The following is a 22,627-nucleotide window of genomic DNA, read 5'->3' as shown; positions in this document are numbered from 1 at the left end:
TTTCTCTCCTACTGATGAATATTCATACATATGGTCGCTAAAACCCGAGTAGCCGTTTCAATATCCTGTGTCGGCACACCTGCTAGTGCTTTTTCTAAAAATGGTTTTAAGTGCTCCTGCACTTCTTGCACGATGTTTTCTCCAAATGGCGTTAATTGTACCACTTTTTCTCGCTTATCTTTGCCTGCCACTGTCTCCACATAGCCAAGTTCTACAAGCTTTTGTACAAGCCTCGTTACGCTCGGCTTTTCAATTGACATAAAGCTCGCAATTTCAACGAGCGAATGTGGCCCTTTATCAATTAAAAAACGCAATACTGCCCACTGTGAACTATAAAGTTGAAAGTGTTCCAGTTGCATATTGAGTTGGTTAGTAAACGGTCGGTACATTAAGCGATACTCATTAAAAAACTGCTGTTCAATCGTCATATTACCCCTCCTTATATAGTTAGCCTAGCTAACTATATAGCACTTTGTTCTTCTTGTCTAGATAGAAGCTTAAATATAGAAGCGATTCCTAGGCTTTACCAACAAAGATGGATTCAAATGGAAAAGCTTCTCTTTCTTTTTAGTTATACGCATGATATGATAGCAACGAATCGATATTGATAATCATTATCATTTAAATGATTAAACTATCCAATAAGGATATACAATACTTTTCCAATAAATTTTTAAGGATGTGGCGATACAAGTGCAAGATTTATATGATGTAACGATTATTGGCGGTGGACCTGCAGGTTTATATAGCGCCTTTTATAGTGGATTAAGAGGCTTGAAAACAAAATTAATCGAAAGCCAAGAACAGCTAGGTGGAAAGGTGTTACTTTATCCTGAAAAGTTAATATGGGATATAGGCGGTCACCCGCCCATTTTAGGCGAACAATTTGTCAAACAATTAATTGCGCAAGCCAAAACATTTAAACCAACAATGCTAACAAGCACAAAGGTTGACTTTATCGAACGTCAAGGAGATTTATTTGTAATACATACAGCACAGGGAGAAAAACATTATTCGAAAACCGTTCTGTTAGCTGTTGGTGGTGGTATTATTAATCCGCAAAAACTGACGTTAGAAGGTGCTGAAAAATACGAAATGTCCAATTTACACTATACAGTCCAGTCTTATAAACGCTTTGTAAATAAAGATATTATTATTTCAGGAGGCGGAAATGCGGCACTCGACTGGGCAGTAGAACTTAGCCCGATTGCCAAAAACGTAACGATTGTCTACCGTAAGGACACGCTTTCAGCACACGAAGCAACCATACAAGAGGCGCTAGATGTTGGTGTACAAATCGAATGTAATACAACCATTACAAAACTATCTGCCAATCCAGATAAAACAGCGATTCAATTCGTTACATGTGAAAATTCTCGGACCAACCAAAGCTATACACGCCAAATTGATGAAGTCATTGTAAGTCACGGTTATAATCGCGAAGCCTCGCTCACATTTGATGAAGCCATTGCCATTCCTAAAAAAGATGACTATTATTTTGAAGGAAAAGCAACTGGCGAAACAGCACAACCAGGAATTTTTGCAGCAGGTGATATTTTATCGTTTGAAGGGAAAATTCATCTTCTACTTGGCACATTTCAAGATGCAGCAAACGCCGTTAACTCCATTAAAACGTACTTGGAACCAACGGCTCATCGACATGCAGTAGTATCCTCTCATAACGAAGTATTTAAAGAAAAAAATCGCTCGATTATCGAAAACAGCTTATCGAAATAAAGTAGATAAACAAAAGTGTTAGATTGACAGCAGTCAATCTAACACTTTTGTTGATACAAACTTGGTGCCCGTTTTTAGAGCGTATTCTTAGAGTTTACTGGCGATACTTGGGCTTTTAATGGCGATTTTCATAAAAAAGAGAATAAACGCGCCAAATTAAACGTCTATCCTCTTAAAGAAGAGTACAATAATTCCCCTTATTATCTAAATAGACTTAATAAAGACCCCATTTGCCTTAGCATATTAACCCCATTCGTTATTGTTCCTGCATGGCCCATCATTGCCTGTAAATTATTTGATAAATTTCCAAATCGAGAAGTTTGGGGTTGTTGATTGTTGAACGTAAAAGGTTGTGGACTATTAAAATTGAAGGGTTGTACGCGTCTACCTTGATTCATAGGATCAAAACTTTGTCTATATCTTCTTGGGACTGGTCTCCTTCTAGGATTTTGCGAATAATATTGCATCAATTCACCTCCTATACATAAAACGTTTATATAGTATACGTTTAGAAATTTTTTATGTTTAGACTTTTGAAGAACCTACATCAAAATAAATAGTATAGAAGCGTTCGATGGAAACCTATTGAAAACTTATAATTAGACATTTCGTTTTGCTTTTTATCCTATCGTTCGTTTCATTCCTCCACTAGGAACCATACTATTTTTCTTTTCATATCATACAAACAAGAAGAAAAAAGAAGGTGATCGTTATTCAAAAATCCAAATATCTCGAATTTTTATCTAAATTTGGCGTTGGCGGGGCACATCCTGGGGGCATGGCGTTAACAAAGCAACTTTTGAAAAATGAGAACATTACCAAACACTCTCAAATACTAGATGTAGGCTGTGGTACAGGCCAAACCGCCGCCTACTTAGCATCTCATTATAAAGCAAATGTTACGGGCATCGATAACAATGCCATTATGGTTGAGAAGGCTCAAAGCAGAATGGCAAAACACTCCCTACCAGTTCAAATTATTAAAGGTTCCGTTGAACAACTACCTTTAGCTAAACAACAATTCGATTTCATAATTGCGGAATCTGTTCTGTCCTTTGTCAACAAGCACAAAGCGCTCAACGAAATTTATCGTTTATTGAAATTTGGTGGTCAGCTAATTGCGATTGAATTTACGATACAACAAGAACTTGACGACGTGAGTGCGGAGGAAATCAAACAATTTTATGGCTTTGATCTGTTGTTCACGAAAAAAGATTGGGTAACACTATTTAAACAAACTGGTTTTCAGACGATTCACATTCGCAAAAATAAATCTTTTTCTTCAGCGCCTGAATTTCACTACTCACAGCAGATTGAGCCTGAATTGTACAAAGTCATGGAGCAAAACATTGAGATGAATGTAAAATACGAAGGGGTATTGGACTATCGAATTTATTATTGTACGAAGTAAGTTAAGGCGCGTATACTTTTCTTCTAAATAAAGAAAAGCATACGCGCCTTTTAAATAATTATGGAGATGTGCCCCTTATGTAGCGCATAGCTATTTTGAATAGGTGTGAGGAACAAAACTGTGGAATGTAGCTATTCTGCTATTTTATCAGTTCTATAAAGTGTTTTAAAATTCGGGCGGTTAAACCCCAAATCGTGTATTGCTCATAATCAAAAAACCATTCTTCCATTGACCGCGTTCGCCATTTATACTGCGCACCATTAACAATTTTATCAAATGGAAAATCGATTGAAGGCATTGGTTCAACCGATACTAAATGCATATATGGCTCATAGTTTAATAACCAGTCAATTGGTACAGTCAATACTTCTTCCACTTCGTCTTTGTTGTATTCATGAATAATTTGATTGGTATCAATAATCGCTACAAATGGGTACGTTACAAATGAAGAAGATGTAATATATGGACTTAATGGTCCTACAACATGTACCGTTGTTGGATCGATGCCTAACTCTTCATGCGTTTCCCGTAACGCTGCAGCTAATGGAGATGCATCTGTGGCATCAATTCGCCCACCTGGAAAACTAATATCTCCTGGTTGCTTTCTCATTGTCAATGACCTTACTTCAAAAAGAATATGCCACTTGTCATCCACTTGAACTAATGGAATTAAAACTACTGAACGAAAAGCAGTCTCTTCTCCAATAAATAGCGATTGATTTTGCTGTAACTGATGCTTCAATTTATCTAGAAACATGAGATTGTGCTCACCTCAATAGTTCATATTGTATTTTATCGTATCATGAATTAGTAGTTGGATAAACACTATCATATTCCAACTTTCAAATATGATAGTGTTACAATATCAAAGTAAAGGAGACAAGCAATCCTCCATCTGCATTGTTTAAGGTTGTAATAATATCTTACCGATACTTTTGCGACTTTCCAGTAAAGTATGTGCCTGAGCACCGTCTTCAAGAGCAAAAATAGTCGGCTCAGAAATTTTTATCTTACCATCTATAATCCAGTCGAACAATTGTTGTGAACGTATTTTTCTTTCCTCAAAGGAAGTCAGTACATTCCAAAGGTCTCCCCCCGTTAACGTTTTCGAAGTATCCATTAACAGACGAGGATCCACCGCCACAGGATCTCCCCCTGACATGCCAAAAAACACCACTGTTCCACCGATTTTTGTTGCCTCTAAACTATCTTGCAGTGTAGAGCCTACCGATTCGTACACAACATGAACCCCTTGACCATCAGTAGTATCCTTCACATGTTGCACCCATTGCTCTTTATATAAAAAGATATGGTCCGCCCCGATGGCGTATGCTACTTGCGCTTTTTCTGTTGAAGATGTGAGACCAATGACGTTAGCCCCTTTTAACTTAGCCATTTGGATTAAGTTTTGACCAACACCACCTGCCGCTGCGTGAATTAAGACCGTATCACCTGGTTGAATCGCATAGCTATCTGTCACTAAATATTGTGCCGTTAACCCTTGTAATAATATGGCAGCTGCCGTTTCAAAAGATATTTCAACTGGTAATAACATCACTTTATCATGTGGCACTGCCACTAATTCAGCATTCGCAAAGGGTACGTCCGCAAATGCAATGCGGTCGCCTACTTGGATATTGTGTATATTTGCACTGACTTTTTCAACGACACCAGCCCCTTCATAGCCTAAAATAAATGGTGGCTGACCTGCTAAATGATAATTGCCTTTCCGTCGATAAATATCAGCAAAATTTAACCCAACGGCTTTTGTTCGTACTAAAACTTCGTTATCTGTCAGAATAGGATCAGCTACTTCTTGATATTGTAATACTTCTGGTCCACCAAATGTTTCAAAAACTAATGCTTTCATTTTCTAACCCCTTGTTAAATGTATGTAGCACTATATTACGCTAAAGAAAAAGGTCAATACAACTCTTTAAGCTTGAAAAAAAGCCAGTAGTGAAAGCATTCACTACTGACTACTTGCCTTACTTTGCTGTTAACGTGACATTATCAGCAGTTGCCCAATTGTTAATGGGTAGCACTTTATATGTGCCACCAGCCTTTAATGTTTGGTCCTTTACATCAAATATCCCGACAGCACCTTTACGAGATGAATAGCGATATTGTGCTTGTAAAGTCGAGCCATCTTCAGCCTGCAATTCGACACTGCGACCTGCAAATAACTCCATACCAGGGTCCTGATCGAGTGTCACTTGGAATGATGTAGCATCAATTGGTTCAACCGACTTAATCGTTAAAGGCGCTATGTCAGTTGCTTTGAAGGTTGGATTTTTTATAGTTGCCCAGTCAGCTGACACGGTATAGTTTGTCCCCGCCTTTAACGCTTTTCCTTCTGGCAAGCGGAATTTTGGTGCTTGTCTGCCATCTGCAGCTTGTGTAAACAACACATAATCAGCTTGTAACTTTTCACCATTTTCTGCAGTCACTGTTACGACACGATCCCGTAAAGAGGAAATGACCTGATACTGCTTACCTTTTTCGTCCTTATTGTCATCATTCAATTGGAACGACAAGTCACCTCTCGCCTCTTTATAGGCTTCAATAATATTCGAATAATCAGTTACACCTTCATCTTTAAATGATTCAATTTCAAAAGTATCATTTGTCACTTGTTTCGTTTGGCTGAGCGTTATTTTTTCATCGATGCCATCAAAGGCATTTGTTTCGCCATCTTTGTATCTTAGTGTGTAGTTTGTTCCTGCCTTCTGCATAGTGACTGGCACAATATACGTACTTGTAGCACCAATTTTCAAGCGTGGCACATTGACAATACTTAAATCATGATTGAATGAAAAGGCTTTTTTTATTGTATCTAAATTTTCTACTTTCACACCTTCTTCGGACAATGGTTCAGAAAAAGTGACTTGTAAAGTCATGATGTTTATTGGCTTTATTTCTGTGATTTGCACTGCTTCTTTTGCTATCTCGTTTTTTGTTTCTTGTTGTGCTTGCCCTTGCTTGGATGTCTCCTGTTTATTGAGAAAATTACATCCTGTTAACGTTAGCAACCCTGTTAAAAGAATGGGTATCATAATGCTTTTTTTCATAGTCAATTGGCTAACCCCTTTCGAATTTTTTGCACACGAATCCTTCAACATCGCAATTAGTTGGTCTACCTCCGTTACCATTCTTGCCCACTCCGTAAGATTGTTATACGTAGGGGTTGATACTCATTGCAAAGATTTCAAGTCAAAAAAACTAGTATGCTAGGAGAAATTTTTAGCATACTAGTTTAAAAGGTTTTTAGTTCATGTCATTTGTCGGTTTATTTTTATTCATTGCTTTCATCGCGAATTCAACGAATGCGACAAGAATTAAAGATAGATAACGGCATCATAACACCTAATAGAACGATTATCACGATAAAAGGAATCGAGATTTTCTGTGATAATTGAGGGGTGCTGATAGTACTTTTTTCTTGCGCAATAACCATGTACGGAATCCCCAGAAAATAACACCTAAAAAGGCTACACAAACGAGTAAGTTAATTAGCTTATTTGGTCAACCAAATAAGTGACCTTCATGTAACGGAATTCCCCATGTGAACCATTTTGCCAAAATGCCATAGTCATCATAGTTTACCTTAGAAATAAAGTCACCACTATATTGGTCAAAGTACATTGTCGCTTCGTCATAAGGGCTCACATCGAGTCCTGTTACCCCTGTATTACTTGATTTAGCCACGGTAAAAACACCGTCATCACTTGTCGGATAAATAATGGAATATGGCTTTGTAATACCATTAGCCTCAATTTGTTGTTGTAAACTTGCCACATCTAACTGATTTTCGTTTCTGCTTGTACTTGCAGCACCCATTCCATGGTGTGCATGTTTAGACGAAGATGGTGCTTCTTCCTGACGTGTTGCCCACGGAATTTCACTCATATCAGATGTCGGCGGTTGTTGTTGTAATAACGGAATACCGAAGGACGGATTATCTTGTGCTGCTGTATATATAAAGTTCCCCATAAATGCAGACCAAGGTAATCCAGTAAAAATGATAATAACCATTGGAATTGTAATAATCGTTCCAAGTAGGGCGTGCCATTTTCTATTTTTTTGTCGTTTATTTGCTTGTTTTACTTTCTTTAATACTTTTCCTTTAAAGGTCATGTATAGACCTGATAGCAATAAAAAGATTGCCCAACATGCCGCTAATTCTACTAAATAATTGACTACCGTTCCACCAACAAACAAGGAGCTATGTAAGCTTCTTAACACATTAGAAAATGTGTATGTAGGGTCTTGATGACCAACAATTTGATTATTATCATCTAAAAACACATAGCGTTGATCGCCTTCACTATTTGACAGTGTTAATCGTGTATTGTAAGGCTCATCTAACTCAATAATTTTGGTTGTTGTATAACCCGCAAATGCCGCTTCCGCTTGTTGAACCCCTTCGTCGATTGTCAATACTTCGGTTTTGTTACTATTGCCAAAGAAGTAGTCCTCATATAAATGATCTTCTACATCTGTATAAAACAAGTACCCAATGCCACTTAATGTCAGTGTGATTAGAAGTGGTGTAATAAATAATGCCGCATAAAAATGCATTCGCCAAAAACTTGAATAAGTTGCATTTTTCATCTCTAGTTCTCCAATCGATTTTATATTAAAAGCAAATTTATTATATAAAATAAAAGTGAAATAAGAATGAAGTCCTAGAAAAAAAATTAATAAAATAAAAAGACTACTCTCGCATCCCTTTAATGGGTTGTCGAAAGTAGCCTACCGCTATTTTTAGCCGATTATTTCTTTTCTAACATTGCAATAAGCTGTATAAATGTCTGAATGATGCGCTTCATCTTGCCCAAAAAATTGTTCGACAAGCTCATTTAACGTTTTTCTAGCTCCATCAAACTGCTTTTGCATAATTTCATATTTAAAAAGATTTTCATAATACTCGATAACATGTGGATTCATGTGATACACTCCTTCATTTTTAGCATAAAAAAACATCTTTCCTTCTTTAGAAAGATGCCTACTATGACAAATACACGACATAATACGTCGATGGCCATGACAGAAAAAGCATTCTATTATGCATAGAAGCTACCCTTTTGACAATCGTCGTACTATGAGCATGCAGAAGAAATTCTCTAGTCACACTCAACACCCCCTATCCTCGTAGGTTTTTTGGTTGTACTAGATAAAGGCAGGTCTCCTGGCTTATGTTCATCACACGTTTCACCTTCCCATTACACAAACGTAACAGTGGTTTTTTGAAATGTGCTCCCATTTACAGTTGCGGGACAGCGTCGGCTTTTCACCGAACTTCCCTTTTAAACAAATCGAATTTCGATTTGTACCTCTATCTTATTATTCCGTTTTTATTATTATACCATAAAGAATTATGTACGTTGACATGTGTATATTATTTCGTGAACATGATACTTATCATGTAGCAAAGATGATTGTAAAGTTGGTACTACTTAAAGCCAAATATCATAAGACCCTCCTTCACATTGGCAAAGTTTTAGTCATGTAGGATTGTTCAACCCCTTAGTTTTACTTTTTGAATTAAATGACCTCTTTAAAGCCTATTCGATGAATGATCAGACGATAGTCAGCGTATCCTTCTTCGGTCAGATACTGCTCATATTCGCCATAGACAATTACAGGCATATTGTTTTTATATGCGTGCTTCAAATTGCTAAGAAGTTTTTCGTTCACGTCAGAATTAGCGCCCTTATAGTGACAATTTACAAGCACAGAGTATTTACTTAGATAAAAAGATTTAGTGCCATCACTATGCTCTTTGAGTCCATCTGAAAGAATACCGGCTGTCCACAATAGAGGAAAATGTATTGCATAATAACTATCCTGCATGCCTAGTTCTTTCAGCAGCACATTTGTATATTTATCTTGATCCTCAAAAGTAGAGTCCAGCTCTAACGTATCAAGACGTATTTCTCCTACGTTGTCATACTTTTCAAAACTCGAATCTTCTCCGTCTAAAATGTCCGACTCTTGAAGTTCTACTACCGTTGCTTGATTTTCTCCGATAGCAGTATGCTCAGGTGGTACTATATAATCTGCGCCGCCCCGTTCCTCTATTCGTTCTTTCGCTGCCTCCAAACTATCTTCACTGAACATAGACTCTACCTGTTCTTGCGTATAAATTTCCTTTTCCACTTCGCCCATAGATGCTTCTTCTGGCTGCGAACTACACCCTGCAATCATTAAAAGTAAAGGTGCGAAAATTGTTATAACTACGCTTGTTATTTTCATATTACATACTCCTCTCTCTCGTTCAATTTTATTCGAACTCTTTTATAATACCTCAAATAAAGTATATTTGGACAACTGTTTCCATTTGTAATAAAAATAGCCAATTCTCCAAAGTAGGTCTATTTTATATTTAACCAATTATAAAAAAGCGCTGGACGTTTCAATAAGGAATAGCTTCTATTAAAAAGATGAGCCCCTACAAGTATATGGCTTTTAACGTGCTTACTTTAATATCTACAGCAATTGAAATAGGCCAATACAGTTTGACCTGTGCTGCTCATACAACCTTATGCATTTCATGTTTCAAGTCATAACATCTGTCTATTTTCATCAAACCATTTCCTTTTTATATAATAAAAGCCCTCCACAATCAGCTGTGGAAGGTAAAAGAACTAGTCCTCTTTAATTAATTTTTATAATGAATTTGCTAAAAAACATACCACTTCCATTTCGTCTGTTAAAGAATTGTGTACATTGACACTATTCAAATAGATTACTAATATCTAGTATAGTGGCAAATTTTCCATTTAATACATATTAATGCAATATTTCGTTGTATAGCTTACTGAATCGAGTTGCAACAAAGTCTATTTTTTTTGCAACAAATCGAAAATTCATGGTAAGAACAAAGCGGTGTTGCTACGATTAAAACAGAAAGGAGAACAACATGAAATTCAATTTTATTTGGAAAAACAAACAATCGTCATCTGAAATTGACATTATTAGTAATCCATCAAATAAAGCATTACTTTCTACATTGGAACAGCATTTTTTACAATCTATACCATTAAGTGCAACAGATTTTAAAACAAATCGGCAGGTATTGATTGAGCTCCATACTATCGAAGCCATTGAAGCAGCTGGTCATTTTACTAAAATCTTTTTAATAGATGGTACTGAACTATTACTGAATAAGATTTTAAAAGAACTAGCTTACTTAGAATCCTTTAGATTAGTACGCATTAACAATTCAATGATTTTAAATTTGAATCAAATTCAGTCGTTTGCTTCAGGAAGCCACGCAAGACTGGAAGTTATAACAAAACAACAAAATAAGTATATGGTCAGTAGACATTATGCAAAATCTATTAAGGAGAGATTGATATGATCAAAGACTTAAAAAACAGCTTTTTGTCCATTTCATTTTTGGGATTGATTTGGATTGTGTTCTTAATGACACTATTTAATTTACATAATGAAATGGTCAACTTTCTTTATATTTGGAATTTAATTAGTATTAGCGTACTGCTTGGAATCGTTTTTGGTATCGCCTACCCGTACTTGTGGTACTACTCTACATTAAAAAGTACATCCAAAATTATCATTAGTACATTTTTAAATTTTTTCTGTGGCGTAGGCATGGTCTACCTTGTTTCAGTGCAAATGTTAGCATTTATTCAACCTTATTTGTTGCTGATTTTCGCCATAACGTTGATCGGTCATATCATCGGATTTTACTTTTTCTCAAAATATGAAAATAAAAAACTAGCAGCTAGTTTGAATAAATCGCTAGTACATGAAGGAGACAGAAAATGAACATTAATACTAGCTTACACGTCCTATTAAATGATATTGCGCAAAAACAAAAGAAGGGGCTCCCGTTTATCATGGCTTCCCTCTTTATTTGGGGAGTGATTACAACAATCGCATTACTTCCTATAGATTTAATGATTAAAAATATTGGCATTTTATCTTGTGGTGCTTTACTGTTTCCCGTTTCCATTGTTTGTGCCAAAATAGTAAATGTCGATTTATTTTATAAAGAAAATCCATTGATTAATGGTCTGCTGATTGCGACAAACAATCAAATTTTATACTTAATCATTTGTATTCTTCTATTAATTAAAGCACCGATGTTAGTCTTACCTGCATATGCAATAATTTACGGTGCCCATTTGTTACCCTATGCATTTTTTTACCAATCAAAAAACTATCAATATAGCTCTATCTTTATTTGTATAGCCATTTTGGTAAGTATGCTATTCTTCCATTTAAATAGTATGTATATCCCGATAATCGTAGAGGTTGGTGTATTTTTCTTATTTTTAATGTTAAAGAAGGAAATAAAAAAACATAGGGAGCTCTAGTCTTCCTATGTTGTTCATCTTATTTATCTGTTTGTTCTTGCTTCTTTTTCAAATACTCCGCACGTATTTTTTCAATTTGCTGCTTTTTATCAAATTTGGCAGGTTTGTTTTTTTCATGATACTTTGCCACAGCTACCTTACCTTTAGTATCCAATTGATATTTCCCCACGCTTGTTCACCTACTTTACTCGTCGTTAACAAAATCTACTCAACACATATACTATACCTTATTTTACTGAAGTAAACCTTATTCGGGTACTGCTTACCATGCTTAAATCCATAAAAACAGAATAATTTACTTAAAATACTCTTTATAAGAAAAATTATGAAGGAAGTGTTTCTATATGCACAACTCATGTTTTACAAAGGTTCCTCTTACATAGGTTACCCTTCTCAAATGTAGATTTATTTTCATCTTACTTCAGGGCAGCATTATAATGAGCAAGCAAACTTTACAAGTTGATTGCGTGGAATGCACGACACTCTTGTATGGCAGCACGAGAGGAAAATCCACTTTTGTGGCGTAACACCATAAAAATTAGTGCTAGCCCTGCCTGCGAACAATTTGCTAAAAACCTCCTAAGCACTTTTACGCTTAGGGGGCTGTCTCAATTAGTACGTTGATTGTTGGATTTGTTGACGCAATGTTTTGGTAGCTGCCACCATATTGGCAAGTGCCGCAATAGTTTCTGGCTCTTTTCTCGTTTTCAACCCGCAGTCTGGATTGACCCAAAATTGATTAGTCGATAATACTTGTAGGCTATCTTGCATGATTGTTAACATTTCTTGTTCATTCGGTACACGAGGGCTATGAATATCGTAAACACCTAATCCAATCCCTTTTTCATATGGACGAATGTGTAGCGATGCAATCAGCTCACCATGGCTACGAGACGTCTCAATAGATAGTACATCAGCATCGAGTGCACTAATTGGTTCTATAAAATCATTGAACTCACAATAACACATATGTGTATGAATTTGAGTTTCATCCTTTACATTCGCCGTTGCTAGCTTAAATGCATTCACGGTCCAGTCCAAATAAGCGCCCCAATTTTCCGTGCGTAATGGCAAGCCCTCACGCAAAGCAGGTTCATCGACTTGAATAATAGCAATACCGGCCGTTTCGAGTGCCTCTACCTCTTTCCTTAAAGCAAGTGCTATTTGATAGGTCACATCTTTCCGTGGAATATCATCCCGTACAAAGGACCAGTTTAGGATTGTTACTGGCCCCGTTAACATTCCTTTCACGTAGCGATTTGTTAAACTTTGAGCATAGGCTGTTTCTTTCACTGTCATAGGTGTCGCCCAAGCAACATCTCCGTAAATAATCGGTGGCTTCACACAGCGGGAGCCATACGATACGACCCAAGCTTTTTCTGTAAAAGCAAACCCTGTGAGTTTTTCACCAAAGTATTCCACCATATCCGTACGTTCGAATTCACCATGCACAAGTACGTCGATCTCTAAATTTTCTTGTATTTCAATCCAACGTTTCGTTTCTTGTGCGACAAATGTTGCATAAGCTTCATCGGACAACTGTTTCTTCCGCCATGCACTACGTGTCCGTTTTACCTCATCCGATTGAGGGAAGCTACCTATTGTAGTCGTTGGGAATAACGGTAATTGAAGTGCCTGTTGCTGAATTCGTTGACGCGTTTTAAAATCACTTTGCCGTTCAAAATCCTGTGTTGACACTGTTTGTACTGCCCTGTGAACAGCCTGATTATTTCGAACAGGATGTTTTTTTAACGCTTCGATCGCCTTCATACTTTCGGAAATAGTGTAATTTGTTGCATGATTTTTTTCGTTTAAATACTTTGCTACCTCTGTTAGTTCCACTAATTTCTCATCTGCAAATGCAAGTGCATTTTTTAAGACTGGCTCTAATTTTGTTTCTAGTGCTGTGGAGATTGGCACATGCTGTAAGCTGCATGATGATTGAATCCATAGCTCCTCGGCACTGGTCAGTTGTTCAATTGCTCTAACTGTTGTACTAACCTCTGCTAAATTAGCGCGCCAAATATCTCGTCCATTAATAACGCCGGCTGCCAATACTTTATCCTGTGGAAAACCAAATTGACGTAGCGCCTCCATATTATGCGTATAGCCATGCACAAAATCTAAACCAATTCCTTTTACTGGTAGTTCGATAAGCATTTTATAAGCTGATAATGATTCAAAATAAGTTTGTAGCATGATGTTCGCCTCGGGGACAGTTGCTGCTAATTGTATATAGATTTCTTGCACTAGTTTAACCTCTGTCTCATCTAATGAGGTAACTAAGGCAGGCTCCTCCAATTGAATCCAATTAGCACCGGCTGTAACGAGTTCTTTGATAACCTGCGTATAAAGTGGTAATAGTGCTAAAATAAATGCAACTTGCGATACTTTATCGTAGCCTTTTGTTAGCTTACAAAAGGTATAGGGCCCAATCAGCGTTGGTTTGGCTGTAATACCAAATGCTTCTTTCACTTCAAGGAAATCCGCAAGAATTTTATTTTCTGTTAACTCCAGAGCTTGCCCTTCAAATTCTGGTACGATGTAATGATAGTTTGTATTAAACCACTTTGTCATTTCGCTGGCGACTGCATCCTGATTACCACGCGCGATTCCGTAATATGTTTGTAATTCCACTTTGCCTCCTTGCCAACCAAAGCGCTTGGGAACTAAGCCAAACATTACTGCTGTATCGAGCATTCTGTCATATAGTGTGAAATCCCCAACAGTCACAATATCTAAGCCAATACGGAGCTGCTTATCAATACGAGCAAGACGAATTTCCTTCATTTTTTGTAAAAAATCAATTTCTGTCAGCTCATTTCTCCAAAAGGCTTCTAATACTTTTTTCCATTCACGTTCTCCTCCTATATATGGGTAACCAATTGCTGTCGTTGAATACGTCATATCCTTCTCCCCTTTAATTAAAATAATCAGAACCACCAGTCTAACTGGTGGTTTGCTCTACGCGTGAAACGCTGGGGTACTGGCCCATGTCTAAAGACACACTGAAAGGTCCGCCAACCGCACTCCGTTTTCACGCTACCACTAAAGTGGTTTTATCATTTTCGCTTTTTTGCTTTTATTTCTTCTCCTGTAAATGGATCAATGAATTCTTTCATGCTCATTTGATCCTCAAGAATATCCTCTTGTAATTGATTTTTTATATATTCCTGAATGATTTTTCTGTTTCTTCCTACTGTATCTACATAATATCCGCGACACCAAAACTTCCTGTTTCCATATTTGTATTTCAGGTTCGCATGTCGGTCGAATATCATTAAACTACTTTTCCCTTTCAAATAACCCACAAACGATGAAACACTTAATTTTGGTGGAATACTTACCAACATATGAATATGATCAGGACAGGCTGTTGCTTCTATAATTTCTACTCCTTTTCTTTCACATAACTGGCGAAGAATTCTACCTACATCTACTTTAATTTGTCCATAAATAATCTGCCTTCTATATTTTGGCGCAAAGACGATGTGATACTTACAATTCCATGTTGTGTGTGCTAAACTTTTATTATCCATTTGGATCCCCTTTCGTACGAAGTCGGTTGACCAGACCTGAATTTATTGTACGGCTGGGGATTTTTCTTGTCCATAGCTAGAAGCTCTTTAGAACCCCTCGCATAGCAAGGGGTTTTCAAAAAATACAAAAAAACCATCTTCCTTTTCAGGAAAATGGTAGTCATTGTCAATACAATTTAGCTATGATGAAACGATACGATAAATGTTGATTATCGTATAAAGATTCGTTGTCGCACAGTGCCAATTGGGTCACATCTCACCACCTATTTCCACGTAGGTTATTTGGTGTGTACTAGATATTGGTAGGTCTCCTGGCTTCTCATCAACACGCCTCACAGCCTTCCCAGTCTCCCAGTGGCATTTGTGAATTGCTCCGATTTACAGTTGCGGGACAGCGTCGGATTTGCACCGACTTCCCTTTTAAGCCAAACTTTCATTTGGCACCAACTCTTACACAATATTTAATTATGTTGTTACTATAACACACATTTTTCTGAAAAGTATAACTTTTCTAAAATCAATTTATTGATTAAGTACTTATTTGCTGTCAAAATAAACGATACTTGTTATTAAGGAAATATTATTCTAATAAAAGATAGACTTATTATCATACTTTAGAAGGTATTCCAAGTAGTGAAGCGAAGTATATAGTTATACGTAAATATAAAGGAATTAAAGGAGGATTATGATGATTGTCGGTTTACATCACGTACAGCTTACCATTCCAAAAGATTGTGAGGAACAGGGGAAAGCGTTTTATTGCCATGTACTGGGGCTAAAAGAAATAGAGAAACCCACCTCCCTTCAAGGACGTGGGGGCTTTTGGTTACAAGTAGGAAATCAAGAAGTACATGTTGGGACAGAGGACGGGTTTGATAGATATACAACAAAAGCGCATATTGCCTATCAAGTTGACAACGTAGCGCATTGGAAGAACGTCTTATCCGAACACCAAATCGAAATAATTGATTGCGTGCCAATTCCACATGTTGAACGCTTTGAATTTCGAGACCCTTTCGGTAATCGAGTAGAGATGATGCAACCCATCTAAATGACAAAAGCAGCCAATATTGCAAAGTGGCTGCTTTTATTGTTTATAATTTAAAATGCTGTACTTCTTTGTTTAAACGTTCAGCCATCGAAGCGAGATCATCTGTATTTTTTGAAATTTCATCCATCGTTACGACTGTCTCGTCGATTGTTGCAGTCGTTTGCTCTACACCTGCTGCGGACTGTTCGGATATAGCAGCAATTTCATCAATAGAACGATTGATGTGCTCTGTTGTTGTTGAAATACCTTGTAAATTTTCTGTTATTCCTTGAATATTACTAAACATACTATTAACCGCAGAGGCTATTTGTTCAAAGGTTGTATTGGTATTCGTAATTTGCTCTGTTCCTCTTTTTACTTCTTCATATCCCGTTTGAAGGGAAGCTGTTACACCAACCGTTTCGTTTTGAATGCGCCCCACAATGGATGATATATCTGTGACCGAATAAGAAACCTGTTCCGCAAGTTTGCGCACTTCAGCAGCTACAACTGCGAAGCCTTTTCCCTGTTCTCCAGCCCGTGCCGCCTCAATTGCAGCATTTAAAGCTAATAGGTTTGTTTGATTGGCAATATCGTCAATAACTGATACTAACTTAGAAATTTCTTGCGATTGTCTATTTAACCCTGCTACTTTTGCAACAGCCTCTTGCACGATCGTATCAATGGCAAACATTTGCTGTGTCGATGTGTTCATTAATTGTTGACCGCTTGTCGTAAGTTGTAATACTTCACTTGAATAGCCTTGTAAATCAATGCCTTGTGCATTTGCTTGTTGGACATTTACTTTAAATGTATCAATTATTTGCGCTAAGTCACTTGCATTATGTGCTTGGGATTCCGAACCACCCGCTAACTCAAGCATCGTCAATGCTATTTGTTCTGCACCAGTTTTTACATCTAGCGAAGATTGTGCAAGCTGCTCACTATTTGCAGCTACATTGCCCGCAACAACATGGATTGATCCAATAATTTCATGAAGTTTTTGATTGAGCGTGTTTGTCGATTGTACCAGCAAGCCAATTTCATCTTTCATTCTTTCTGGCAATGGAGGCTGACTTATATCGCCATCTGCCATTTGCGATATTTTTTCAATTACCGCTTTTATCGGATTAGCAATCATATGCGCTGATATGTAAGCGGTTACAATTGCGATTAAAGTTATCATCACGCCTATTGCTAACCCTACATTCAGTGACTCTTTCGATTGGGCAATCATTGCCTGTCCTAGCTCATTAATAGAAGCTTCTCTTGCCTGCGCAAGCCCCTCATAACCTTTTCTAACCTCTGTAGCAAGCGAGTCAATAGAATTTAAGTTTTGTATAGCCAATTCTACATTTCCTTTATCATATTCATCAAACACTTTCGTTTGCACAAAACCTCGCCATTCCCTTGCTTTTTCTACAGTTTTCGATAGATTTGTATCAGTTGATAATTCCGTTAATAGTTTATTATTTTCTTCAGCAATTTTTACGTATGCTTCAAATTCTTTTTTATATTTCTGATCACCAGTCAGAACATAGCTTTTTGCAGCAGTTGTTCGAACACTGATTGTGGATGCTAACTTTTCATTTGCTGTTAACAACTGTAATTCTTTATAAACAATTTCTTCGCCAGCAGAAATGACACGCTTATTGGCAAAGTAGCTATACGTGTTAAAACAAGCAATAAAAAATACAACAATGAAAAATGCACTCAAAATTTTTGCTCGAATGGTTTTGAACCTCAGTTTCTGTAACATACCATTTTCCCCTTTCGTTAGTGAAATTATATCAATTACTTCTACGAAACAACATTTTTCGCTAGCTTTTGAGGATGAAAGTCTTGCTTATTTTCTCCCTAAATATAACATATTATCCCTTTAACTCCCATGACTCGAACTATGTATTTCATAACAAAAGATGATAAGAAATAAGGTTGTAAAGCGTGCTTATATAAGCATTATTCGAGCAAAAAAGTTATTTTTCTATCATAAAATATTCTTAATTTGATTTATAAAATTCGTATGGCAGTACGCTCTATTGCCACATTGCTTATCATTTTTTAAGTATTCTGACTTCCTTTTAAATTCTATTGTAATGTTATTTAATATAGAAAAAGATCCGATTGTTTATAACACAATCCTACTTTTATCATCACAAACTGAAACATTTGTAATGAAACTGTAAATTCAAGCGATAAAGCCTTTACTATCAAGGTTTTCAGGTAGGTTGACGTGCACTGTGGAAACATTTACCTAACAGAACCCCGTGTTTTTCATGCTACGATTATTGCAATGGCAAGCAAACAGAAAAATTTACTGCTCGCTTACAGGAGGTAAAAAACAGCATGAAAAAACATTTTTTAACAACTACATTAGCATTGTCGATTGGGTTTAGCTCATTCGGAATCGTTCAAGGGACATTTGAACCGATAAAAGTGGAAGCAGCGACGACAAATGCGCAAAATAATGACCAAAGGGTTGCAGCAAAGTAGATCAACTGATTCAAACAGGGAAAAGCTTAATTGGTAAGGCTACATACAGTAATAGCGTGTACAAGTCTACATATCCTTACAAATTTTCTTGTGCTTCATTCCTTATGTATATTTTTGAAAAGAATGGTGTAGATCTTGGTACGTATAATGAAAATTACATGATACAACAAGGGACATATGTTGCAAGAAACCAGTTGCAAAAAGGTGACTTAGTATTCTTTAAAAGTAAAAAAACAGGCACGGATCCTGATCATGTAGGCATGTACATTGGTAATAACAAAATTATTCATATGGCTGATTCCAAGCAAAATATTGTCATTTCAGATATGAATAGTAAGCCATATTATAAAGACAATTATGTATCTGCTCGCAGAGTATTACCAACATTATTATCTGCCAACCCCGCAACAAAGGGCGATAAAATCGTAGAAAATGCGATTACTTATAAAAATAAAGCAACAATTAGTTCCACAATTAATGAACAAAGTTTACGTTTTACAGCACCTGGTTTCGTTGAATATGTCTACCGTAAAAGTGGCGTAAAACTTGGTACTACAAACTTAAAAGAACTTATGGCGAAAGGAACTACGGTGTCACGTGCCAATTTGAAAAAGGGTGACTTAGTATTCTTTAATGGTGTGAAAGGTTCGAAAAACCCATCGCTTGTAGCTATCTACGCTGGCGATCAACGTCTCATCATCCCAACTTCAAGCGGTGTTACGACAAGAGTACTATTTGTTGATTATTATAAGGAACATTATTTAACAGCAAAACGAGTATTTTAAAAGACAAACAATCTAGCAATAAACATTTGAATGACTGCTAGCAATATATAAACATAAACATAGCATACAAAGCAGTGTCATTGACACGTTTGTATGCTATGTTTTCGCTTTAAATGGTTGGATGAATTTTACATCGTTAAAGTCTTGCTTGTCATTGCTACCATAAAGATTGCCCTGCTATGCTGTTAGATTTCCTTTAGATGATTGGCAAATTCAATCATGGATCTACTCGACATTGGGCCTATTATAAGCACAATCGTATCTTGGTCAAGTTTTGGTTTGAGTAATTCTAAAACTCCTGCAACATCTTTAAAAACATGAACTTCCGCAGTAGTGCCATCTTTTTTTGCTTGTTCTGCTATATGTTCGGCTCTTTTTCCAATAGTAATCAGCATTTGAATATTTCGCTCAGCCACCATGGAGCCAATCTCACGATGATACTTCTCTTCGAAAAGACCCAATCGCTTTATATCACCTAATATAAGGATTATTTTTTTATCTTTTCCTATCGTATCTAAAACTTTCAAGGCTGCTTCAACCGATGTAGGATTATTCGTCCATGTATCATCTACGATAGTACTTCCTTTAAGACCGGTTGACATTTCTAGATGCCTTGCCATCGGTTTAAATGTTTTTAAACGTGAGATTGCATTCTGAATGGACATGCCCATTTCTTTTGCAGCAACGATGGCCGCTAATGCATTATATACTTGGTGTTCTCCATAGCCAGGTACAAATACTGTATATTTTTCCTTAGCTACTTGCAGGGTAAATTTCATACCGTTGTTTATAAATTGCATGTTCGAAGCTTTATAATCGGCTTTTCCCTGAACCCCAATCGTAATAATTTTCCCTTTAAACGTATGCAGAGGAATTTTTTTGTGTTTTCATCATCTGCATTGATGATTAACGTGCCATCTTCAGCTATTCCTTCTAAAATTTCAGATTTAGCTTTTATATAGCCTTCAAGATTTTTACAGCCATCTAAATGATGGACACCGATGTTTGTAATAATACCAATCGTCGGTCGATAAATCATACATTGATGCTTAATATTCCCCGTATTCCCTAGCCCTAATTCAAAAACCGCTGCTTTTGTCGTTTCATCGATGCCTATTAAATAAGGTAAAGATTGGCGAGGTTCATTTTTGCTACTAATAGATGCCTGCACATTCCAGTCTTTGCTCGCAATATGTTTAATCATTTCTTTTGTAGTTGTTTTTCCACATGTACCCGTTAATGCGACTACTGGTATGTCAAATAGCCCTCTATAATACTCAATAAACTTCCAGTATGCCTGCAACGTACTTTTCACTCGAATAACTGTTGTATTCGGTAGTGCTTTTTTTAGTTCTTCTAAAGGTTTATCTGAAATAACGAGGGATGGTCCCTTTTTATCGATTTCTTCCCAATTAATGGTCTCACTTCTATTGATAAACATGAGTGTATTCTTTTGCGTCAAATCATGGCGATTATAATAGATGGCATGTTTGATAAACCATTGCTCAGAACCACTTACTAAATCCCCTTGTAGTAACTTTCTAACCACAGTCACGCGAATATTTTGCACGTGAACTCCTCCCCCTCTCAGTATAGTATGAAATATAATCACTAGAAGTGTGGGTAATGAAGAACCATTCTACCCTATTTCTAGTAACAACTATTATTTGATGACATGCTTTATCCTTTATTTAAAGCGCTCCTTTCTAGAAGATTACTATACAATATTATGATATGACTTTATGCGACACAGTCTTTAACCAGCTTTCATGACAAGTGCATTATTGCCTAGAATCATTTTCTTTTGGCAACGTTTTTTTAACTTTTAAATCAGTACCAGTTGGGAAATTTGCTTACTATACATATCTCCTTTTATTAGAATAATCGTATTCTCATCTACTATTTCATGTAATAACTTATAAACGAGAATATTATTATTAAATATATAAACGGGCTTACTAAAGCCTAATTTTACTGCACGATCAGCCATAATTCGGGCGTGCTCTCCAATAGTAATAAGAACATCTACACCAATTTTATGGATTAATTCTCCTGCTTGCTCATGGATAATATACCCCAGGACCCTAAATCCGTAATCGTTCCGATAATGGCAATTTTTTTCTTGCCTTCTCCTAATGAATTTAAGACCTTTAAAGCAGCTTCTAAGGACGTTGTTGTTAAGCTCCAAGTATCGTCGATCAATATAGAACCATTGATTCCTTCAAAAAGTTGTAGTTGCTTATTCACTTTCTTGAATGTCGCTAATTGTTTAATCGCTACGGAAATCGGTACACGTAATTCATGAATGGCCGCAATCGCTCCCAATGCATTATAGACTTGATGTTCTCCAAATCCAGGAACGAAAACTTCATATTTTTTCTTTTTATGATGCAATGTAAACTGCATACCATTTTCTACATAGCGAATATGACTTGCTCTATAATGGCATGATGCTTGCTGGCCGATGTAAATAATACGTCCTTTAAATTTCGATAAATCAATTTTTCGTATATTGACATCTTCTGCATTGAGAATTAATGCACCATCTGGATTCACTATTTCAACCATTTCACCTTTCGCCTGTATATAACCTTCCAAAGTTTTACAGTAGTTTAAATGGTGCGCGCCGATATTGGTAATAATACCGATTGTCGGTTTAAAATACTTCCCTGCTTTTCTTACATCTCCTGGTGATCCAACAGCTGTTTCAAAAACTGCTACTTCTGTTTCCTCTTCAATACTAAGTAAATACTGCAATGAAGCGGTTCTAGAATTACTACTTAAAGTCGTAGCGGTTACTTCTTTTTCAGCAGAAAGAATATGTTTTATCATCTCTTTTGTTGTAGTTTTGCCTGATGTTCCAGTAATTGCAATAACAGGGATTTCAAATTGACTACGATAATAATGTACAAACTTCCAGTAGGCCTCATCTGTATTTTCTACTTGAATAATTATTACGTGTTGAGGAATTTCATGCTGACTATACACCCACTCTGTAACAAGCACTAGAGGAGCAAGCGATTCAAGACTTTTCCAGTTTACTATGCGTTTGTCTGTAAATAGAGCTGTGTACGGTTTTTTCACTTGTTTTAGCCGATATGCGCCATACTGGATCAGCACCTCATCCGACCCTTGCAATAATTTACCTGCAGTAATCGCTGTTAAATTCTTCACCGATAGAGGCTTCATATCATTTCACACTCCTTTCTTCTCTATTATATGAAGCACTTTAAAAGTTGCTTGGATGTAAACATGATACATAACTAGAAGAAAACTATTTCACAGCA

Annotated in this window: 22 protein-coding genes, 1 pseudogene and 2 riboswitches; of the genes and pseudogenes, 8 read left to right on the top strand and 15 right to left on the bottom strand. The window is 36.6% G+C overall.

The window, feature by feature from the left end; all coding sequences use genetic code 11:
- Positions 1-8: 8 nt before the first annotated feature.
- Positions 9-428: a MarR family winged helix-turn-helix transcriptional regulator gene (locus LO754_RS09340; RefSeq protein ID WP_229389482.1), complete on the bottom strand. Its 420-nt coding sequence runs from the start codon at positions 426-428 to the stop codon at positions 9-11.
- Positions 429-693: 265 nt separating this feature from the next.
- Here LO754_RS09340 and LO754_RS09335 point away from each other — a divergent pair, with 265 nt between their 5' ends.
- Positions 694-1,737: an NAD(P)/FAD-dependent oxidoreductase gene (locus LO754_RS09335; protein WP_108030959.1), complete on the top strand. Its 1,044-nt coding sequence runs from the start codon at positions 694-696 to the stop codon at positions 1,735-1,737.
- Between the two features lie 200 nt (positions 1,738-1,937).
- On the opposite strand, the gene LO754_RS09330 is transcribed toward LO754_RS09335, so the two are convergent.
- Positions 1,938-2,204, bottom strand: coding sequence for a hypothetical protein (locus LO754_RS09330; protein ID WP_024363609.1), 267 nt, complete (start codon positions 2,202-2,204; stop codon positions 1,938-1,940).
- 236 nt (positions 2,205-2,440) lie between these two features.
- Here LO754_RS09330 and LO754_RS09325 point away from each other — a divergent pair, with 236 nt between their 5' ends.
- Positions 2,441-3,148, top strand: coding sequence for a class I SAM-dependent methyltransferase (locus LO754_RS09325; RefSeq protein ID WP_231786099.1), 708 nt, complete (start codon positions 2,441-2,443; stop codon positions 3,146-3,148).
- Between the two features lie 139 nt (positions 3,149-3,287).
- Here LO754_RS09325 and LO754_RS09320 read toward each other — a convergent pair whose 3' ends face one another.
- From LO754_RS09320 to LO754_RS09295, 6 genes and pseudogenes are all read right to left on the bottom strand, one after another.
- A complete protein-coding gene (locus tag LO754_RS09320; protein ID WP_231786098.1) occupies positions 3,288-3,905 on the bottom strand; it encodes an NUDIX hydrolase in 618 nt (205 codons plus the stop codon).
- A 147-nt stretch (positions 3,906-4,052) separates the two neighbouring features.
- The gene (locus LO754_RS09315) at positions 4,053-5,018 is read right to left on the bottom strand and encodes a quinone oxidoreductase family protein (RefSeq protein ID WP_231786097.1); all 966 of its coding nucleotides are present in this window, start codon (positions 5,016-5,018) and stop codon (positions 4,053-4,055) included.
- Between the two features lie 118 nt (positions 5,019-5,136).
- A complete protein-coding gene (locus LO754_RS09310; RefSeq protein WP_231786096.1) occupies positions 5,137-6,300 on the bottom strand; it encodes a hypothetical protein in 1,164 nt (387 codons plus the stop codon).
- Positions 6,301-6,415: 115 nt separating this feature from the next.
- A pseudogene (locus LO754_RS09305) lies at positions 6,416-7,762 on the bottom strand (PepSY-associated TM helix domain-containing protein).
- Between the two features lie 153 nt (positions 7,763-7,915).
- Complete coding sequence (locus LO754_RS09300; RefSeq protein ID WP_024363603.1) at positions 7,916-8,098, bottom strand: hypothetical protein; 183 nt, start codon at positions 8,096-8,098, stop codon at positions 7,916-7,918.
- Between the two features lie 214 nt (positions 8,099-8,312).
- A riboswitch (cobalamin riboswitch) is annotated at positions 8,313-8,503 on the bottom strand.
- Between the two features lie 192 nt (positions 8,504-8,695).
- A complete protein-coding gene (locus LO754_RS09295; RefSeq protein ID WP_024363602.1) occupies positions 8,696-9,406 on the bottom strand; it encodes a hypothetical protein in 711 nt (236 codons plus the stop codon).
- 667 nt (positions 9,407-10,073) lie between these two features.
- On the opposite strand from LO754_RS09295, the gene LO754_RS09290 reads away from it, so the two are divergent.
- From LO754_RS09290 to LO754_RS09280, 3 genes are read left to right on the top strand one after another with little or no spacing between them, the layout of a single operon-like run.
- Positions 10,074-10,514, top strand: a complete 441-nt coding sequence (locus LO754_RS09290) for a LytTR family DNA-binding domain-containing protein (protein WP_231786095.1) — start codon at positions 10,074-10,076, stop codon at positions 10,512-10,514.
- Positions 10,511-10,942: a hypothetical protein gene (locus LO754_RS09285; RefSeq protein ID WP_231786094.1), complete on the top strand. Its 432-nt coding sequence runs from the start codon at positions 10,511-10,513 to the stop codon at positions 10,940-10,942. The genes LO754_RS09290 and LO754_RS09285 overlap by 4 nt, the downstream gene beginning before the upstream one ends.
- A complete protein-coding gene (locus LO754_RS09280) occupies positions 10,939-11,493 on the top strand; it encodes a DUF7010 family protein (RefSeq protein WP_231786093.1) in 555 nt (184 codons plus the stop codon). Before LO754_RS09285 ends, LO754_RS09280 begins: the two co-directional genes overlap by 4 nt.
- 19 nt (positions 11,494-11,512) lie before the next feature.
- On the opposite strand, the gene LO754_RS09275 is transcribed toward LO754_RS09280, so the two are convergent.
- From LO754_RS09275 to tnpA, 3 genes are all read right to left on the bottom strand, one after another.
- Positions 11,513-11,662 carry a hypothetical protein gene (locus LO754_RS09275; RefSeq protein WP_024363598.1) on the bottom strand — a complete coding sequence of 50 codons (150 nt, stop codon included), beginning with the start codon at positions 11,660-11,662 and terminating at the stop codon, positions 11,513-11,515.
- Positions 11,663-12,105: 443 nt separating this feature from the next.
- On the bottom strand, positions 12,106-14,400 hold the full coding sequence (gene metE / locus LO754_RS09270; RefSeq protein WP_231786092.1) for a 5-methyltetrahydropteroyltriglutamate--homocysteine S-methyltransferase: 2,295 nt from the start codon (positions 14,398-14,400) through the stop codon (positions 12,106-12,108).
- Between the two features lie 155 nt (positions 14,401-14,555).
- A complete protein-coding gene (gene tnpA / locus LO754_RS09265; protein WP_024364892.1) occupies positions 14,556-15,032 on the bottom strand; it encodes an IS200/IS605 family transposase in 477 nt (158 codons plus the stop codon).
- A 284-nt stretch (positions 15,033-15,316) separates the two neighbouring features.
- A riboswitch (cobalamin riboswitch) is annotated at positions 15,317-15,495 on the bottom strand.
- A gap of 225 nt (positions 15,496-15,720) precedes the next feature.
- On the opposite strand from tnpA, the gene LO754_RS09260 reads away from it, so the two are divergent.
- Positions 15,721-16,083 (top strand): VOC family protein, encoded by a 363-nt coding sequence (locus LO754_RS09260; protein ID WP_024363596.1) that lies wholly within the window; start codon positions 15,721-15,723, stop codon positions 16,081-16,083.
- Positions 16,084-16,126: 43 nt separating this feature from the next.
- Here LO754_RS09260 and LO754_RS09255 read toward each other — a convergent pair whose 3' ends face one another.
- Complete coding sequence (locus LO754_RS09255; RefSeq protein WP_024363595.1) at positions 16,127-17,821, bottom strand: methyl-accepting chemotaxis protein; 1,695 nt, start codon at positions 17,819-17,821, stop codon at positions 16,127-16,129.
- Positions 17,822-18,408: 587 nt separating this feature from the next.
- On the opposite strand from LO754_RS09255, the gene LO754_RS09250 reads away from it, so the two are divergent.
- Both LO754_RS09250 and LO754_RS09245 read left to right on the top strand, forming a co-directional pair.
- Positions 18,409-18,555: a hypothetical protein gene (locus LO754_RS09250; protein ID WP_231786091.1), complete on the top strand. Its 147-nt coding sequence runs from the start codon at positions 18,409-18,411 to the stop codon at positions 18,553-18,555.
- A gap of 56 nt (positions 18,556-18,611) precedes the next feature.
- Positions 18,612-19,340 carry an NlpC/P60 family protein gene (locus tag LO754_RS09245; protein WP_231786090.1) on the top strand — a complete coding sequence of 243 codons (729 nt, stop codon included), beginning with the start codon at positions 18,612-18,614 and terminating at the stop codon, positions 19,338-19,340.
- Positions 19,341-19,525: 185 nt separating this feature from the next.
- On the opposite strand, the gene LO754_RS09240 is transcribed toward LO754_RS09245, so the two are convergent.
- From LO754_RS09240 to LO754_RS09230, 3 genes are all read right to left on the bottom strand, one after another.
- Entirely contained in the window at positions 19,526-20,140 is a 615-nt protein-coding gene (locus LO754_RS09240) for a glutamate ligase domain-containing protein (protein WP_255702648.1), read from the bottom strand.
- On the bottom strand, positions 20,128-20,910 hold the full coding sequence (locus tag LO754_RS23430; protein WP_255702647.1) for a Mur ligase family protein: 783 nt from the start codon (positions 20,908-20,910) through the stop codon (positions 20,128-20,130). Before LO754_RS23430 ends, LO754_RS09240 begins: the two co-directional genes overlap by 13 nt.
- 473 nt (positions 20,911-21,383) lie before the next feature.
- Positions 21,384-22,529, bottom strand: coding sequence for a Mur ligase family protein (locus LO754_RS09230; RefSeq protein WP_231786089.1), 1,146 nt, complete (start codon positions 22,527-22,529; stop codon positions 21,384-21,386).
- Between the last annotated feature and the right edge of the window lie 98 nt (positions 22,530-22,627).

This window comes from Lysinibacillus sp. GJ-1, assembly GCF_021166035.1.
GTDB lineage: Bacteria > Bacillota > Bacilli > Bacillales_A > Planococcaceae > Lysinibacillus > Lysinibacillus sphaericus.
Note: the sequence above shows the minus strand (reverse complement) of the source record. Positions and strands in the feature narration are given on the sequence as shown.